This window comes from Pseudomonas sp. PH1b (genome assembly GCF_000633395.1).
GTDB lineage: Bacteria > Pseudomonadota > Gammaproteobacteria > Pseudomonadales > Pseudomonadaceae > Aquipseudomonas.
On record NZ_AYMU01000010.1, the window covers coordinates 215,608 to 231,538 of the forward strand.

Here is a 15,931-nt window from a genome sequence, read left to right on the forward strand (position 1 = left end):
TTGGCGCGTGGCGTTGTAACTGCCCGCTGGTCGTGTCCGGAACGCAGCCGTGCAGGACGGCAAAAGACCACGCCAACGCATATTGCACAAGGAGGTGACGGCATGAAAGTTGAGAAGGACAGCGAGCTGGACCAGGCCACCCTGCGGATCATAGTGGCCGGATGCGCCCTGCTCTGGTTTGCCGTGATCGGCTTTCTGCCGGGGCAGGATATGGCGACCTATGTGCCGGTGATCATCTATATCTCCGTGTTCATGCTGGGTTCGATCATCCTGCGCATGGCCATTGCCCGCTGGCCCGGGCACTACCCGGCGCGGCGCATCCTGGGCATGGTCTACGACTACAGCGGCACCTGCTACGGCCTGGTGGTAGGGGGGGAGGGCGCGCTGCCGATCTATGCCGTGATGGTCTGGGTCAACCTGGGCAATGGCATGCGCTTCGGCTCGCGTTACCTGGCCATTGCCACTGTTCTGGCGCTGTTCGCGCTGTTCATGGTCTACCTGCTGACCCCCTATTGGCAGGCCCAGCCCTACATGGTGCTGATGCTGATGATCACCAGTACGGTGATTCCGGTGTATGCCCATATCCTGCTCAAGCGCACCCGCCTGGCCTCGGAAGAGGCGATTGCCGCCAACCTGGAAAAGTCCCGCTTCCTGGCCCAGGCCAGTCATGACCTGCGCCAGCCGATCCACTCCATCGGCCTGTTCACCGCCTGCCTGCGGGAAGCCAGCCTGGGCGTCGACGAGCGGCGCATGGTGGACAACATCGACCGCTCGCTGCTCAACGTCTCGCAGCTGTTCCGTTCCATCCTCGACCTCTACACCCTGGACAACGGGCGGGTGCAACCCAAGTACGAAACCGTGCACCTGGGCGAGTTTTTGCGTGATCTGGTGCGCCAGAACACCGAAGCGGCGCGCTGGGCGGGTGTCGAGCTGCGGCTGCGGCCTTGTGCCCAGTGGGTGCGGGTCGACCCGGGGCTGTTGGCGACCATGGTGCAGAACGTAGTGTCCAACTGCTTCAAGTACGCGGCGGAACGGCCGGTGCTGATTGGCGTGCGGCGACGTGGCCAGGGGCTGGCCATCGTTATCTATGACCAGGGCCGGGGAATTGCCGAGGAGCACCTGCCGAAGATCTTCGATGAGTTCTACCGGGTCCGCCAGGTGCGCGACAAGGACGTCGAGGGCGTTGGCCTGGGCCTGTCCATCGTCAAGCGCCTGGGGCAGTTGATCGATCTGCAGGTGAGCATCCGTTCGCGGGTCGACCGCGGCACCGCTGTCAGTCTCCATGGCTTGTCACTGGCGGCGCCGCAGCGTTTGCGCAGCCGTGACGAGGCCATCCAGAGCGGTTTGCTGACCGGGTTGCGGGTTTGCCTGGTGGAGGATGATCGCAACGTACTGCTGGCCACCTCGGCGTTGCTGGAGCGCTGGGGCTGCGTGGTCCAGGCCGAATCGAGCGGGGAGGATCTGTTGACCGATTGCGACATCATTGTCGCCGACTATGACCTGGGCACCCGGGCCTCGGGTATCGAATGCATCGACAGCATCCGCCGGCAGCGGGGCTGGGAAGTGCCGGCGCTGATCATTACCGGGCACGACATCGAGAAAATTCACGCGGCCCTGCACGACCGCAACATCGCGATCCTGTCCAAGCCGGTGCGGCCGGTGGAACTGCGCAGCACCTTGCGAGCCCTGCGCGAGACGCCAATGGCGTCCGCTCACAGGGCGCAGGTGCCAGAGGCCGCTACCAGGTCCGGCACGGGATAAGCAGGGGGTAGTTGGTCATGGTCAGCTTCTTGTTCTCGCCACTGGCGATGTCGACGAAGTCGTCCAGCATGCCCGAGTACGAAGAGGTCGAACTGCGCTCGGTGTAGTAGTGGGTGGTCACCGGTCCGTAGTTGGTATTGCTCTGGCCGGTGCCCACGTACTCGTTCCAGCGGCTGGTGCCGTACACCATGTCCTGGCCCTGGACGAAGTAGCGGCCCGGTTGCAAGCCTGTGAACTGGAAGATGCCGTTGCCGTTGGTCCGGGTTACCCGGTGCACGGCCACGGCCTCGGGAAGCATGCTCACCGGCGCGCCTTCGGGCTGGGATGAGCGCAATTTATGCCAGGCCTGCAAGTGCGGGGTGACCGGGTAGAGATAGATCTTGACGTCGCGGCTGTCCTCGATACCGTCGTTGCCGACGATGCAGAACTTGCCGGTGAGCGTGGCGGTGCCGGGTTGCAGGGCGGCGCGCGCGGCCTGGGTGTCGAAGGGCGCGTCGGGGTACTGCACGGTGGAAATCTTGACCGGCGGGTATTCGTCCAGGGTGCGCCCCTGACGTGGTGCACAGGCACTCAGGGCGCAGGCGAGCAGGGCCAGGCCTGTCGCCATGTATAAGCGGGATTTCATAGCATCGGGGCCTTTACAGGTGTTTGCCCTGTCCGCGGTGATGCTGTCCGGCAGTCAGAGCGGACAGTCCGAGGCGCGAACCTGGGTCGCCGGGAGCGATTTACTGTTTGTTGCACTCGGCTGGGAGTGCAACCACTCCGCCCATACTGGCTAAGGCGACCATGCCGCCACTGGGCAATACGCAGTTGTATTCGCCATTGCTGGTGCTGGCGGTGAAGTAGGTCTGGGAAGCATCGCTACGCACATTGGAGACTGTGGTCACGGGCTTGCCGAGGGTAGTCTGGGCGCGGTTCTTGAGGTCGTCGTTGCTGGGTTTGGCAATGGCGCAGCCGCCCAGTGCCAGGGCCAGGATGCTGAGCAGGGTGAGAGGGCGGATGCTGGAGTGGAGTTTCATGATGACTCTTCCTTGGTGTTGTTGTGCTTTCTACGGCGCAGCCGCTCCCCACGCCGCAAACGGCGGTATCGAGAGGAACGGGTGGTGGGTGGGCACTATATCGCCGCAGGACAGGGAGGGTCGATTAGCACAAATGGGCTAGTGTCTTTTTGCAATTACGGGGGCGGGGAATGGCGAGGTGAGGCCGGGGTTTGATGGGCCCGGCTGGATGGCGCCGTGTCCGGGAGTTCAGCTCAGCAGTTGTTCCTGCAGGCGACGGCCCAGCACGTCCAGCAGGTCACAGCCATCGCGCAGGGGGATGACGCACAGCTGGGCGAAATCCTGGAGCAGGGCCGGGTTGCTCTGCAGGTTGTCGTGGCTGGCGATGTTCTCCAGCAACTGGGTGGCCGCGCGGATGCGGTGCGCGGCGGCCTCGTGGAGAGCGTCCAGCGGGGCCTGGGTGTCCACCAGCAGGGCGGGGATGTTGTAATCGTTGCTGGTGAGGGGCATATGGCGTTGCTCGGGCGGGTCAGCGGCGTTGTTGTTCATTGCTGTGGGTCCCTCTCGCAGGAATCGGATTGGCCACTAGGTGGCGTTGTTTACGCCTAACGAGATAGGGGCTTCCACACCCTGTCACGGTCTTGCCGGTGACAGGTCAGACCTTAAAGGCTGAGTCCTGAATGGACAAGGTGATGCAATTCGACGCGAGTTGTAGGAATTTTCGGTGATCGCAATGTGAGAGGCTGCCGGTCGAACAAGATCGAACGCCTGGCACCTTGTAGGAGCCGGCTTGCCGGCGAACAGGTCCGCAAGCCATGCAGTGCCCGGGCCGACGCCTTCGCTGGCAAGCCAGCTCCTACGGGGAGTGCGAACGGCATAAAAAAGGGCGGCTACCCCAAGGTAGCCGCCCTTTTTATATCCGTCGGTAAAGCTTATTCCGACAGTTTGTAGGCAATGATGTAGTCGCCCATCTTGGTGCCCAGGGAGCCGTGGCCGCCCACCACCACCAGGACGTACTGCTTGCCGTCCTTGCCGGTGTAGCTCATCGGCGTGGCCTGGCCGCCCGCTGGCAGGCGGGATTTCCACAGTTCCTTGCCGTTTTTCACGTCATAACCGCGGATGTACTGGTCCAGGGTGCCGCTGAGGAAGCCCACGCCACCACCGGTGACCATGGAGCCGCCCATGCTTGGCACGCCCATCGGCAGGCCGATGGGGATCGGCGAGCTGTCACGGCTGGTGCCGTTCTTGTGCTTCCACACCACCTTGTTGGTAGTCAGGTCGATACCGGCCACGTAGCCCCAGGCCGGGGCCTGGCAAGGCACGCCGAGCGGCGACATGAAGGGGTGCATGATCACCGCGTAAGGGGCGCCCTTGTTGGGCTGCACGCCCGAGGTCTCGCTTTCGCGCTTGCTGCCGGCCGCCACTTCGGCCTGGGGCACCAGCTTGGACACGAAGGCCATGTAGTTCGGGCTGGTGAACAGCAACTGGCGGACTGGGTCCACGGAGACGCTGCCCCAGTTGAACACGCCGACGTTACCCGGGTAGATCAGGCTGCCCTGCACCGACGGCGGGGTGTACTGGCCTTCGTAGCGCAGTTCCTTGAACTGGATGCGGCACAGCATCTGGTCGAACGGGGTCGCGCCCCACATGGCTTTTTCGTCCAGTGGCGGTGGCAGCAGGTTCAGGTCCGAGCGGGCCTGGGTCGGTGCAGTGTGGTCGCCTTCGACCGCGCCGGTGGGGGCCGGTACTTCGCGGATCGGCACGATCGGGGTGCCGTCGCGACGGTCCAGCACATACAGGCTGCCCTGCTTGGTCGGCTGGATCAGCGCCGGCTTGACGCCGTCCGCGGTCTTCATGTCGATCAGGGTCGGCTGGCTGCCCACGTCCATGTCCCACAGGTCGTGGTGGGTGAACTGGTAGTTCCAGCGCAGCTTGCCGGTGTCGATGTCCAGGGCCACGGTGCCGGCGCTGAATTTCTCGGCGCCTGCGGTGCGGTTGCCGCCCCACTGGTCAGGCATCTGGTTGCCCAGGGGCAGGTAGACCATGCCCAGTTTCTCGTCGACGCTGGCCAGGGACCACATGTTCGGCGAGTTGCGGGTGTAGGTCTGGCCTTCCGGCAGCGGCGTGGTTTCGTCGGGGTTGCCCGAATCCCAGTTCCATACCAGGTGACCGTCATGCACGTCGAAGGCGCGGATCACCCCGGACGGCTCGTTGGTCGACTCGTTGTCAGTGACGTGGCCGCCGATGATCACCAGGTTGCGGGTGATGGCCGCCGGCGAGGTGGAGTAGTAGCCGCCCGGAGTGAACGGGCCGATGCCGGCCTTGAGGTCCACGGCGCCTTTGTTGCCGAAGTCTTCACAGACCTTGCCGGTGTCGGCGTTGATGGCGATCAGGCGCGCATCGGCGGTCGGCAGGAACAGCCGGCGCGGGCAGCTGGTAGCGATGGCCTGGCCGGCAGGGGACAGGCTGGCCGGCTGGCTGATGGCGTCGGTGTTCTTGAAGTTGGCTTCGTCGTAGTACGACACGCCACGGCAGGTCATGTGCGCCCAGCCACGGAAATCGTCGCCGTTGGGGCCCTGGATCTGCGGATCGAAGCGCCAGATTTCCTTGCCGGTATCCGGGTCAAGGGCCAGCACCTTGCTGTGGGCGGTGCAGGCATAGAGCATGCCGTTGACCTTCAGCGGGGTGTTCTGGTTGGTGATTTCCACCGGGTCCTTGGCAGTCGGCATGTCGCCGGTGCGGATGCGCCAGGCTTCCTGCAGCTTGCCGATGTTGGACGGGGTGATCTGCTTCAGCGGCGAGTAGCGATCGCCGAATTCGGTGCGGCCATAGGCCTGCCATTCACCCTCGGGCATGGCCGGGGCGGTGCTGGCCATGTCCGCGGTGTCGCGGCCCAGGTCACCGGAGATTTCCCCAGGGTTGGTGAACTGGCTGCCAATGGCGGCACCACCGGCCAGGACCACGGCCACGCTCAGTGCGGCGGTGCCCATTGGTGCCGGACCGTCACGCAGCAGCGGGCGGCGGAACCAGGGCAGCAGCAGGACCACGCCGAGGGCGAACCACAGTGACAGGCGCGGCACCAGTTGCCACCAGTCCAGGCCGATTTCCCACAGCGACCAGACGGTGCTGGCAAACAGTACCAGGGCATACAACCCCAGCGCTGAACGCTTGCCGGCCAGCAGCAGAAGGCCCGTCAGCGTCAGGCCGATACCGGCCAGGACGTAGTACAGCGAGCCGCCGAGCATGCTCAGCTTGATCCCCCCGGCCAGCAAGGCCAGGCCCATTAGCAGCAGCAAGATCCCGAGCAGGCTTGGCAGCAAGCGGCTCGGACTTGAAGCACCCTCAGTGCTCATAGTGTGGTTCTCCGTGACGTTTAGAGTGTTCCCGCGCATGTTCACTGTAGATGACGATCAGGCGCGGGCTTGGTTCAGCGAAAAAGTCTGAATCGGCTGGGTTTGTGCCGCAGGGGCTCAGAACGAACTCTGGAGCTTGATCCCGCCGATCAGCGCGTCATCCACCTGGCTTACGCCGCCGGGATGGCGGATGTATTGCAGGTTGGGGCGCACCGTCAGCCAGTTGGCCAGGTGCACGCCGTAGTACAACTCGGCGCTGTATTCGGTGTCCTGGGGCGGCAGGTAGCCGGGGTTGTCGTAATCGTAGAGCGCCCGGGCCTGGTTGCTGGCCTGGGCGTTCTTGCGGTAGGCCGGGTTGACGTGAACCCGCGCCAGGGCGAAGCCGATGTCGTCCTTGGCCCGGGCGTCGAACAGGCCCTTGTAGACCAGGCCGGCCTGGACGTAGTTGTCGATGGCGTTGGTCTTCTTGTCATGGGCGGTGACGTTGGCGAACAGGCTCAGGCCGCGGGACTGGTCGCTGGCGACGCTGGTGACCTGCTGCTGGGCGCCGAACCACAGGCCGTGCTTGCTCGAACTGCTGCGATAGGCCTCGCCCGTGAGCGCGGCAGGCTGGCCGTTGCTGTCCTTGTACACGTCGCTGGCCTTGGCGCTGCTGTAGTAGTAGCCGGCGCGGTACTCACCGGCCAGGCCGTTGAGCTTGGGCGTCCACACCAGTTCCACCGGCAACAGGGTGCCCTGGGTGCCGCTGCCGCTGAGCTTGAAGCCGTTGTCGCGGTCCAGGTTCGAGGGGTTCTGCTCATAGGCGCCGATCTGCGCATACACCTCTGGCGTCAGGTGGTATTTGACCCGCAGGGCCCACTGGCTGACCGGCCAGTTGTACCAGACGCTGCCGGCCCAGTTGCCCACCTGGGAGCCGCAGAACGCCAGGTTCTGGAAGTCGCAGGGGAAGCTGTTGAAGTCCTCGCCCTGGCCGAAACGGCCGGCCTTGATGTCGAGTTTCTGGTCGAAGAATTTCTGCTGGTACCACATCTGGGTCAGGCGCCAGGTCTGGCCGCGGCCCCAGACTTCCTGGGCCGAGGTGAAGCCGCCGACCCGCGGATCGTTGATCCGGTCATTGCTGATGTTGTCGCCGTCGCGCTTGGTCACCGTCAGTTGGAATTCGGCGTCGTCCCAGCCGAGGATTTTCTGCAGGTCCAGGTGGCTGCCGAAGGCGAACTGGTCGCTGTAGCGCGCAGTACGGTCGTGGTCGTAGCCACCGTGCAGGTTGGCACCCATCTCGCCGACGTAGTCGATCTTGAAGTCGTAGCCCTTGTTGGCCAGTTCCGTGCGCGTACCGTTCCAGTCGCCGAGCATCCAGGGTGAATCACTGTCGAAGGCCGGCGCGGCCTGGGCGCAAGCGGCAAACCCGAGGGCGCCGAGCAGGCTCAGGGTCTTGGGCAAGGCGACGGGAGTCAGGACAGCGCTGTCTTTTAAACGCTGGAAAACGGGCATAGGCATTCGAGTCAGGTCTTTTTCTAGGAGTAGGCAGAAGCAAGGGCACGGCGCGAGGCATCGATGCAGGTTGATCGAGGACGGCAGGCCGCTGATTTCAAAGGGAAAGATGAAACGGTTCAGCTTTATTAGGGGGCTAAGGATAAAGCGCCGTCTCATCAAGAGAAAGCGCTTTTATCGACATGAACAGTTTCGGATTCGGTAACAGTCACCGGGCCGGAGCGGGTTCAGCGCGGGGCTGTGGCCTCGGCCAGGGCCGGTTTGTGCCGGGTGTAGCTGAGGGCGAAGTGCGCCACCAGGCCGAAGATCAGCCCCCAGAACGCGGCGGCCAGGCCGAGGAAACTCATGCCCGAGGCTGTGACCAGGAAAGTGATCAGGGCCGCTTCCCGCTGTTTCTCGTCAGCCATGGCGCCACTGAGTCCGGCGCTGATGGCACCGAACAGGGCCAGGCCGGCCAGGGCTGCGATCAGCTCCTTGGGCAGCGCGGCGAACACCGAGGCCAGGGTCGCGCCGAAGATGCCCATGAGGATGTAGAACAGGCCGCAGGCGATCCCGGCGATGTAGCGCTTGCCCTGGTCTTCGTGAGCCTCACGGCCGGTGCAGATGGCCGCGGTGATGGCCGCCAGGTTGATCCCGTGGGAGCCGAAGGGCGCCAGCAGCGCGGAGGTGATGGCGGTCCAGGAAATGATCGAGCGCGCTGGGGTGTTGTAGCCGGCGCTGCGCATCACCGCCATGCCCGGCACGTATTGCCCGGTCAGGGTCACCAGGGCCAGGGGCAGGCCAAGGTTGATGATGGCGTGCCAGCTCCATTGCGGGGCGATGAACACCGGCTCGGCCACGGCCAGGGTGATGGCGCCGCTGTTGAACTCGCCCAGGCCAGCGGCGACGCCGCAGCCCACCAGCAGCACCGCGAGAATCGCGTAGCGCGGCGACAGGCGCTTGCCCAGCAGGTAGGCGCCGATCATTGCCAGTACCAGGGCCGGTTGCAGGGTCACCGAGGTAAACAGTCCGGCACCGAAACGGAACAGGATGCCCGCCAGCATGGCGGCGGCGATGGCTTTGGGCAGGTGGCCCATGAGCTTGTCGAACAGGCCGGAGAGCCCGATCACGGCGATGATCAGCGAGGCGACGATATAGGCACCGATGGCCTGGGGCAGCGACACCGTGGGCAGCATCGACACCAGCAGCGCCGCGCCGGGGGTCGACCAGGCGGTGATCACCGGAACCTTCAGGCGCCAGGAGAGCAGCAGGCCGGTGAGGCCGCTGCCAATGGAGATGGCCCAGATCCAGGACGACACCTGTGCACTGGGCAGATGGGCTTCGCGGGCGGCTTGAAACACGATGATCAGCGGGCCGGCGTAGGAAATGATCACGGCGATCAGGCCGGCAATCACGGCGGAGAGGGACAGGTCCTTTCTGAGACTGTGCATGGCATCTCGACTGGGCAGGGGTGGGAAGGATTGAGTCGATTGAGTTGCTGGTGTTTCAGTGTATTTCAGAAAATTGAATCGATTCAATTTTTTCTGCGCCCAGTCATTGCCGAAGCACTTTCAGAGTCTTGGAAATTCAATATCAAGCGTCTGATTTATAAGTATTTATTGTTTATTTTTGAAGTTTTTAGGCAGCGATATCATGACGTTAACCTTGTTGTTGAACCAGGCAATGGCAGGATTGAGTCGATGTTAATGGTCCCGTCGGGCCTGTGATAAGCTCCGGTGCACTTCAATGCAGCCGACGGTCATCAGTCTCCATGTGGGTTCCCCAGTTAAGCGAATTCAACCAGCCGGTCTACCTGTCCATCGCCGACGCCCTGGCGCGGGATATCAGCAGCGGATTGTTGAATGACGGTGATCGCCTGCCCACCCTGCGCGAACTGGCGGTGACCCTGAATGTCACGCCCGGCACCATCAGCCGCGCCTACAGCGAAGCCCAGCGGCGCGGCCTGGTGCAGGGCGAAGTGGGACGTGGCACCTACGTCCTGGCGCAACCCGCGATGGAGGTGCCGCCAGGCTCCAGCGCGCCTTCGCTGTCCCTGGGGCAGTCCGAAACCCTGGATCTGTCGATCATCAAGCCCTACAGCGAGACCCTGGAATACTGGCTGCGCGGTGCCCTGGTGGGCATGGCCCGCAGCAGCGACTTCGGCCGGGCCCTGGACTACGCCCCCGATGGCGGGCATCCGGCCCACCGCGAAGCCGGGGCGCAGTGGTTGCGCCACGCCTTGCCCGAGGCTCATTGGCAGCAGGTGGTGATCACCAGCGGTGCCCAGCACGGGCTGATGGTGGCCATCAGCGCCTTGAGCAATGCCGGTGACCTGGTGCTCTGCGAGTCGTTGGCCTACCCGGGCATCATCTCCGTGGCCCGTGGCCTGGAGCGGCGCCTGCAGGGCGTGGCGATGGACGAGGAGGGGATGATTCCCGAGGCATTGCGCGAGCAGTGCTTGAAGGAAAAGCCGGCGTTGCTGGTGTGTGTCGCCAGCTGTCAGAACCCCACCACGGCGATCATGTCGCCCCGGCGTCGGGCACAGATCGCGGCGCTTGCCGAAGAGTTCGACTTCCTGATCATCGACGACGATATCTACGGCTTTCTCGCGACCGATCCTGCCATCAAGCCGTTGTCGACCTACGCGCCGGAGCGTTCGGTGTACCTCACCAGCCTATCCAAGGCGATCATGCCGGCGTTGCGGATTGGCTATCTCTACAGCCCGCCCAAACTGTTGTCGCGCCTGAGCTCGATGGTCCGCAGCAGCGTGTGGATGCCATCGCCCCTGACCGCGCAGTTGGCCAGCAATGTGATTGTCGAAGGGTTGGACCGCAAGCTGGTGCAGACCCAGCGTACGGAAGCGGCGGCGCGCCAGGCGATTGCCCGGCAGGTGTTCGCCGGGATGCAGGTCAAGACCCAGCCCCACAGCTATCACCTGTGGCTGACCTTGCCGGAGCCCTGGACCGGCGACGAGTTCGCCACCCTGGCCCGGGCCCACGGGGTGCTGGTGATGAGCGGGACGCAATTTGCGGTGGAGCGCGACGCCCACTCCCGCTGTGTACGGGTGGTGCTGATGTCGCCCACCACCCAGGACGAATTGCGCTTTGCCCTGACCCAGCTGGCGAGCCTGATCGAGGCTGATCCGCGGCGTTATCGCTGAGACCGCTTTCGCCGGCAAGCCGGCTCCTACACGGATCTGTAGGAGCCGGCTTGCCGGCGAAGGGTTAGAAAGTGGTCCGCAACCCCACTTCCACGCTGCGCCCGGCCGCCGGCGCGATGTCCCGCAGGATCGAGCTGGCGTAGCGCACGGTCTGGTTGGTCAGGTTCTCGCCCTTGACGAAGGCCAGCCACTGGCTATGGCCGATATCGAAGCGATAGCCGGCACTGGCGCCAAAGGTGGTATAGCCATCGGTGCCGCTTTCGTGGTCCGGTACTCGGCCCTGGCTGGCGGCATGCTGCACATCCAGGCGTGCCTGCCAGCGGTCCAGTTCCCACAGCAGGCCGCTGTTCAGGCGCAGTGGCGCGATGCGCGGCAGGGCCTGGCCGTTGTCGAGGTTCTTGGCCCGGGTGTAGTCGCCGGACAGGTCCAGGGCGAACTTGCCGTAGGCGCCTTCCCCCAGGGTCCAGCGATCCTGGGCTTCGATCCCGGTAAAACGCGCCCTTACGCCGGAGTAGGTGTATTCCGGGATGCCATCGGCGTCTTCATCACCCTCGTCGTTCAGGGTCCGACCACTGCCCAGCAGGCCGATGTAGTTGGAGAAATGGGTGTAGAACACGCCGACGCTGCCTTTGTGGGTGCCGTTGTCGAAGCGCAGGGCCAGGTCGCTGGACACGGCCTTTTCCTTGGACAGCTTGGCGTTGCCCACTTCGTAGGTGCCGGTGGCGACGTGGGCGCCGTTGGCATACAGCTCGTAGAAGGTCGGGGCGCGTTCGGTGTAGCCCAGGGTGGCGGCCAGGGACCAGACCGGTGTCAGGGTGTAGACGGCACCGGAAGACAGGCTGCCGGCGGTAAAGCTGCTGGACTTGTCGGCCTGGGCAAAACGCTCGTTGCCCTTGGCGTCCGGGTCCACCGTGGTGTGTTCCAGGCGGCCGCCGAGGCTGAGTTTCAGGCGCTCGGTGGCTTGCAGTTCTTCGAGGATGAACAAGGCCCCGCTGTTGGTATCGGTTTGTGGGACGAAGGCTTCTTCACCCAGGGCAGAGAACTCATTGCGATTGACCTGGGCGCCGACGACCCCTTCCAGCGGGCCGATGGGCAGGTGCCGGGCCTCGATGCGCGCTTCGTATCCCTTGTTCTTGAAGGTGGTGCCGGTTTCGCCGCCTTCGATTTCACGGTGCTCGTAGTCGGTGTAGCCGGCGTTGAATTTCACCGAGCTGAACGGGCCTTGCAGGTTGCGCAGCTCCGAGGCGAAGGCGTAGTGATCCTGCTTCATGCGGATGCGGACGTCTTCTTCGGCCGGGGAGCCATAGTTGGAGTCGTAGTTGCTGTAGGACAGCCCGGCGTAACCGTCGTCCCAAGTGTAGGAGCCGCCAATGGCGCCGCCGTCCTGGCGTCCGTCGCTGTTGCCCAGGCGGCCTTTCTTGCCGGCGCCGTCTTCGCTTTCCGGAGCGTGGCGGCTGCGGGCGTAGCCGGGGATCTTCAGGTCGTTGAACTGCCGTGAGTTGGCATCCAGGTGCAAGGCGAAGGTGCCGTCACCGGCTTCCAGCTTGCCGGCACTGCTGCGAGTGGTGTCGGCGCCGCCATAGCGTAGTTCGCCAGCGCCATGAATGCCTTCGATGGCCTCGGTGGGAATTCGGTTGTCGAAGCTGTTGATCACTCCGCCGATGGCGTTGCCGCCGTACAGCAGGGCTGCCGGCCCGCGGACGATTTCAATGCGTTCGACGTTGACCGGATCCAGGGGCACCGCGTGGTCGTAGGACAGCGAGGACGCATCCAGAGCGCCGACACCGTTCTGCAGAATGCGGATGCGGTCGCCGTCCAGGCCGCGGATGATCGGACGGCTGGCGCCAGGACCGAAGTAGGACGAGGACACCCCCGGCTGCTTGTTCAGGGTCTCACCCAGGCTGCCTTTCTGCTCCAGGGTCAGTTGGTCGCCTTCCAGCACCGTAGCGGGCGCCGCCAGTTGCGTACTGCCCAGGGGGTTGGCGGTGATGACCTGCTGCGGCAATTCCACGGCGTGGGCCTGGGAGGCGATCAGCAAGGCGGCGGACAACGGCGACAGGCGCCACAGCAGGGGGCGAGCAGGGCGAGGGTAGAAGAGGGACATCGATCATTCCTTGGCAAGCGTTGCGCAGAGCGCTTTGAGTCAGAAAACAGGCGAGGCACGGGGGTGCCTGAAGTGCGAGCTGAGTGATATTTATTGATACAATATAACATCACTTTTATTTCGAAAAGCCAGGAACTTTTTTGTTTTCATGCCGCACGTGTTTTCTGTCGCCATTGTTGCCAGCCTGGGCAGTGTTCGGGTGCCGGGCCGACAGCACCTGCGGCAACAGGAGATGCCTGAGGTCACCTTGTCGGAGCGCTCGCGGCCTTCGGCAGCGACTACAGTTATCCAGGCACGCTGGCGCGGGCGCATGCCCTCGGCTAAGGTGCGCGGCTTTCCCAACTTCTTTGCGCAAAGGCCTGGCATGACCGACACCCACACCGACCCGCTGCATGGCGTGACCCTGGAACAGATCCTCAAGGCGCTGGTGGAACACTACGAATGGTCGGGGCTGGCCGAGCGCATCGATATCCGCTGTTTCAAGAGCGATCCGAGCATCAAGTCGAGCCTGACCTTCCTGCGCAAGACGCCCTGGGCCCGGGAGAAAGTCGAGAAGCTCTATGTGAAGTTGCAGCGCACCAAGCGTCCACTCTGAGGAATCCCATGGCCGGTGTATCGCTGCAGGGGCTGTTCAGCCGGCGCGGGCTGATTGCCATTGCCGCAGTGCTGGGTTGGCTGGGGCTGACGGTGCAGCTGTACCTGATCCTGCTGGTGCGCTGGGACGCCGGGGCCAGCCTGTTGGGCGGGCTGGTGAACTTCTTCAGTTTCTTCACCGTGCTCAGTAACACCCTGGTGGCCAGTGTGCTGACCTGTGCCCTGAACCTGCGGCTGTCCCGGGGTCAGGCCTTCATGCTCCAGCCCTGGGTCAGTGGCGGGGTGGCGGCGAGTATTGTGCTGGTGGGCCTGGCCTACAGCCTGCTGCTGCGTCACCTGTGGCATCCCCAGGGCTGGCAATGGCTGGCGGACGAGCTGCTGCATGATGTGATGCCGCTGCTGTTCCTGGTCTATTGGTGGTGCTGCGTACCCAAGGGCCGGTTACGCCTCAGGCACCTCGGGTGGTGGATGCTCTACCCGGTGGTGTATTTCGCCTACTTGCTGCTGCGCGGGCACTTGCTGGGGTTGTACCCCTATCCCTTTCTTGCCGTGGACCGGCTGGGCTACCCCCAGGTATTGCTCAATGCCCTGGGGATACTGGCGGGATTCGTCCTGGTGTCCCTGATACTGCTGGACCTGGACCGCCGGCTGGGCAAACGTCCCCGCCGCGCCCCGTAGGAGCCGGCTTGCCGGCGAAGGGGCCTTGCGACCGCTTTCGCTGGCAAGCCAGCTCTTACAAGAAGTGCATCCCCGCGATCCCGTAGGAGCCGGCTTGCCGGCGGAGGGGCCCTTGCGATCGCTTTCGCTGGCAAGCCAGCTCCTACAAGAAAGGCATCCCCGCGACCCCGTAGGAGCCGGCTTGCCGGCGAAGGGGGCCGTGCGACCGCTTTCGCTGGCAAGCCAGCTCCTACAAGAAAGGCATCCCCGCGATCCCGTAGGAGCCGGCTTGCCGGCGAAGGGGCCCTTGCGATCGCCTTCGCCTTCGCCAGCGTCTGCAGCGGCGCGGGGTTATTCCTCTTCGCTGCCGTCCAGGCGCCAGTAGCCGGCAGCCTTGACGAATTCGTCGTTGAGCTGGTGCTCATCCAGCAACACTCGACGAACCTGGCGCGAAACTTTGCTCTCGGTGGCTACCCAGGCGTACAGCTTGCCTGGCGGGACCTGCAACTGACGCACGGTGCTGATCAGATCCTGGCCGCCGCCAGTGCGCTCGACCCAGATCACCTCGACCTCGGCGGCGCTCTGCAGCAGTTGGCGTTCGGCTCTGTCCTGCACTTCGATCACCGCCAGTACCTGGCGTCCGGCCGGCAGTTCCTCCAGGCGCCGGGCAATCGCGGGCAGGGCGGTTTCATCGCCGATCAGCAAATAGCTGTCGAAGATATCCGGCACCACCATCGAGCCCCGTGGGCCGCCGATGTGCAGGTACTGGCCGGGTTCGGCCTGCTCGGCCCAGGTCGAGGCAGGACCGTCGCCGTGAAGGACGAAGTCGATGTCCAGCTCGCCCAGTTCCAGGTCATAGCGCCGCGGGGTGTAGTCGCGCATGGCGGGCATTGGCCCGCTGTCCTTGCCCGGGCCCAGTACCAGGGTTTCCAGGGCGGCTTGCTGTTCGGCGTTCTCGGGGAACAGCAGCTTCACATGATCGTCGCTGCCCAGGCTGATGAACCCGGCCAGCTCTGGCCCGCCAAGGGTGATGCGGCGCATGCGCGGGGTCAGGTCGACGACGCGCAAGACCTTCAGGCGCCGGCGCTTGATCTCGTGCATGACCCGGTGAATGGACAGTTCTGGGGTTGCAGTCATTCGGATTTCTCCTGGGCAGAGTGGCTGACAGGACCATCGACAATGGCCTTGGCGGTATTGTTGAGCAGGTCGCGCACCCGGAGGATTTCTTCCGGGGTCCAGCGGCCGTGGTGCATGTGCAGGGCATGGCGCAGGTTGTGCACCGCCTCATGGATTTGTGCCGGACGATCATGGCCGCCCAGGGAACGCTTGCTGACCTCGATGCGCATCCGCACACCCTCCAGGGCAATCGCCTGCTCCTGCAGGGACAGACGACCGGCGTCGGTCACGCTGTAGCTTTTTTTTCCGCCAGCGGCATCGCCCTGGATCATTTCGCTTTCTTCAAGAAAGGTCAGGGTCGGGTAGATGACTCCAGGGCTGGGGCTGTAGGCGCCATCGAACATGCCTTCGATCTGGCGGATCAGGTCGTAGCCGTGGCAAGGCTGCTCGGCGATCAACGCCAGCAGCAGCAGTTTCAAGTCACCGGGGGCAAACACCCGGGGACCGCGGCCGCCGCGTTCGCGACCGGGGCGGCGTTCAAAACCGTCGTGGCTGTCACCGTGTTCGCGGTGGGAATGGGGGTGGTGCTCTCTCATTTTCTCTTCTCCGTCGTGATTTAGACATAACTTAAGATATATCTTATTGGCGACGCAAGCAGTTCTACGCCGAGCGAGGCTGCCGTTTGTCGGAGACGAAAAAGCGCAGAGGAAGGAGTGAA

Annotated in this window: 13 protein-coding genes; 4 read left to right on the forward strand and 9 right to left on the reverse strand. The window is 64.1% G+C overall.

The window, feature by feature from the left end; translation table 11 throughout:
- The first annotated feature begins 102 nt into the window (after positions 1-102).
- Positions 103-1,761: a hybrid sensor histidine kinase/response regulator gene (locus U873_RS0118185; protein ID WP_025129593.1), complete on the forward strand. Its 1,659-nt coding sequence runs from the start codon at positions 103-105 to the stop codon at positions 1,759-1,761.
- Here U873_RS0118185 and U873_RS0118190 read toward each other — a convergent pair.
- The 6 genes from U873_RS0118190 to U873_RS0118215 form a co-directional block, all read right to left on the reverse strand.
- The gene (locus U873_RS0118190) at positions 1,739-2,386 is read right to left on the reverse strand and encodes a carboxypeptidase-like regulatory domain-containing protein (RefSeq protein WP_025129594.1); all 648 of its coding nucleotides are present in this window, start codon (positions 2,384-2,386) and stop codon (positions 1,739-1,741) included. The two genes, U873_RS0118185 and U873_RS0118190, sit on opposite strands and share 23 nt — an antisense overlap.
- A 100-nt stretch (positions 2,387-2,486) precedes the next feature.
- Complete coding sequence (locus tag U873_RS0118195; RefSeq protein WP_025129595.1) at positions 2,487-2,780, reverse strand: hypothetical protein; 294 nt, start codon at positions 2,778-2,780, stop codon at positions 2,487-2,489.
- 228 nt (positions 2,781-3,008) lie between these two features.
- Positions 3,009-3,308, reverse strand: a complete 300-nt coding sequence (locus U873_RS0118200) for a hypothetical protein (RefSeq protein ID WP_029978483.1) — start codon at positions 3,306-3,308, stop codon at positions 3,009-3,011.
- A 383-nt stretch (positions 3,309-3,691) separates the two neighbouring features.
- A complete protein-coding gene (locus U873_RS0118205; RefSeq protein WP_025129597.1) occupies positions 3,692-6,112 on the reverse strand; it encodes a glucose/quinate/shikimate family membrane-bound PQQ-dependent dehydrogenase in 2,421 nt (806 codons plus the stop codon).
- Between the two features lie 117 nt (positions 6,113-6,229).
- Positions 6,230-7,603: a carbohydrate porin gene (locus tag U873_RS0118210; protein WP_025129598.1), complete on the reverse strand. Its 1,374-nt coding sequence runs from the start codon at positions 7,601-7,603 to the stop codon at positions 6,230-6,232.
- A 227-nt stretch (positions 7,604-7,830) separates the two neighbouring features.
- Positions 7,831-9,033, reverse strand: coding sequence for a benzoate/H(+) symporter BenE family transporter (locus tag U873_RS0118215; protein ID WP_025129599.1), 1,203 nt, complete (start codon positions 9,031-9,033; stop codon positions 7,831-7,833).
- Between the two features lie 320 nt (positions 9,034-9,353).
- Here U873_RS0118215 and U873_RS0118220 point away from each other — a divergent pair, with 320 nt between their 5' ends.
- Positions 9,354-10,742 carry a PLP-dependent aminotransferase family protein gene (locus U873_RS0118220; protein WP_025129600.1) on the forward strand — a complete coding sequence of 463 codons (1,389 nt, stop codon included), beginning with the start codon at positions 9,354-9,356 and terminating at the stop codon, positions 10,740-10,742.
- Positions 10,743-10,806: 64 nt separating this feature from the next.
- Here U873_RS0118220 and U873_RS0118225 read toward each other — a convergent pair whose 3' ends face one another.
- Positions 10,807-12,846, reverse strand: coding sequence for a TonB-dependent receptor (locus U873_RS0118225; RefSeq protein WP_025129601.1), 2,040 nt, complete (start codon positions 12,844-12,846; stop codon positions 10,807-10,809).
- Between the two features lie 364 nt (positions 12,847-13,210).
- Here U873_RS0118225 and U873_RS0118230 point away from each other — a divergent pair, with 364 nt between their 5' ends.
- Together U873_RS0118230 and U873_RS0118235 are read left to right on the forward strand one after the other, a co-directional pair.
- A complete protein-coding gene (locus U873_RS0118230; protein WP_019093117.1) occupies positions 13,211-13,441 on the forward strand; it encodes a VF530 family DNA-binding protein in 231 nt (76 codons plus the stop codon).
- A gap of 8 nt (positions 13,442-13,449) precedes the next feature.
- Positions 13,450-14,118, forward strand: a complete 669-nt coding sequence (locus U873_RS0118235) for a Pr6Pr family membrane protein (protein WP_025129602.1) — start codon at positions 13,450-13,452, stop codon at positions 14,116-14,118.
- A gap of 330 nt (positions 14,119-14,448) precedes the next feature.
- Here U873_RS0118235 and U873_RS0118240 read toward each other — a convergent pair whose 3' ends face one another.
- Positions 14,449-15,234, reverse strand: coding sequence for a siderophore-interacting protein (locus tag U873_RS0118240; RefSeq protein WP_025129603.1), 786 nt, complete (start codon positions 15,232-15,234; stop codon positions 14,449-14,451).
- Positions 15,231-15,809: a PadR family transcriptional regulator gene (locus tag U873_RS0118245; RefSeq protein ID WP_025129604.1), complete on the reverse strand. Its 579-nt coding sequence runs from the start codon at positions 15,807-15,809 to the stop codon at positions 15,231-15,233. Before U873_RS0118245 ends, U873_RS0118240 begins: the two co-directional genes overlap by 4 nt.
- Positions 15,810-15,931: the final 122 nt, after the last annotated feature.

Coding starts and splice junctions, on each gene's coding strand:
- U873_RS0118235 (WP_025129602.1), top strand. CDS start 13,450: ATGGCCGGTGTATCGCTGCAGGGGCTGTTCAGCCGGCGCGGGCTGATT.
- U873_RS0118190 (WP_025129594.1), bottom strand. CDS start 2,386: ATGAAATCCCGCTTATACATGGCGACAGGCCTGGCCCTGCTCGCCTGC.
- U873_RS0118215 (WP_025129599.1), bottom strand. CDS start 9,033: ATGCACAGTCTCAGAAAGGACCTGTCCCTCTCCGCCGTGATTGCCGGC.
- U873_RS0118185 (WP_025129593.1), top strand. CDS start 103: ATGAAAGTTGAGAAGGACAGCGAGCTGGACCAGGCCACCCTGCGGATC.
- U873_RS0118200 (WP_029978483.1), bottom strand. CDS start 3,308: ATGAACAACAACGCCGCTGACCCGCCCGAGCAACGCCATATGCCCCTC.
- U873_RS0118245 (WP_025129604.1), bottom strand. CDS start 15,809: ATGAGAGAGCACCACCCCCATTCCCACCGCGAACACGGTGACAGCCAC.
- U873_RS0118240 (WP_025129603.1), bottom strand. CDS start 15,234: ATGACTGCAACCCCAGAACTGTCCATTCACCGGGTCATGCACGAGATC.
- U873_RS0118195 (WP_025129595.1), bottom strand. CDS start 2,780: ATGAAACTCCACTCCAGCATCCGCCCTCTCACCCTGCTCAGCATCCTG.
- U873_RS0118230 (WP_019093117.1), top strand. CDS start 13,211: ATGACCGACACCCACACCGACCCGCTGCATGGCGTGACCCTGGAACAG.
- U873_RS0118210 (WP_025129598.1), bottom strand. CDS start 7,603: ATGCCCGTTTTCCAGCGTTTAAAAGACAGCGCTGTCCTGACTCCCGTC.
- U873_RS0118205 (WP_025129597.1), bottom strand. CDS start 6,112: ATGAGCACTGAGGGTGCTTCAAGTCCGAGCCGCTTGCTGCCAAGCCTG.
- U873_RS0118220 (WP_025129600.1), top strand. CDS start 9,354: ATGTGGGTTCCCCAGTTAAGCGAATTCAACCAGCCGGTCTACCTGTCC.
- U873_RS0118225 (WP_025129601.1), bottom strand. CDS start 12,846: ATGTCCCTCTTCTACCCTCGCCCTGCTCGCCCCCTGCTGTGGCGCCTG.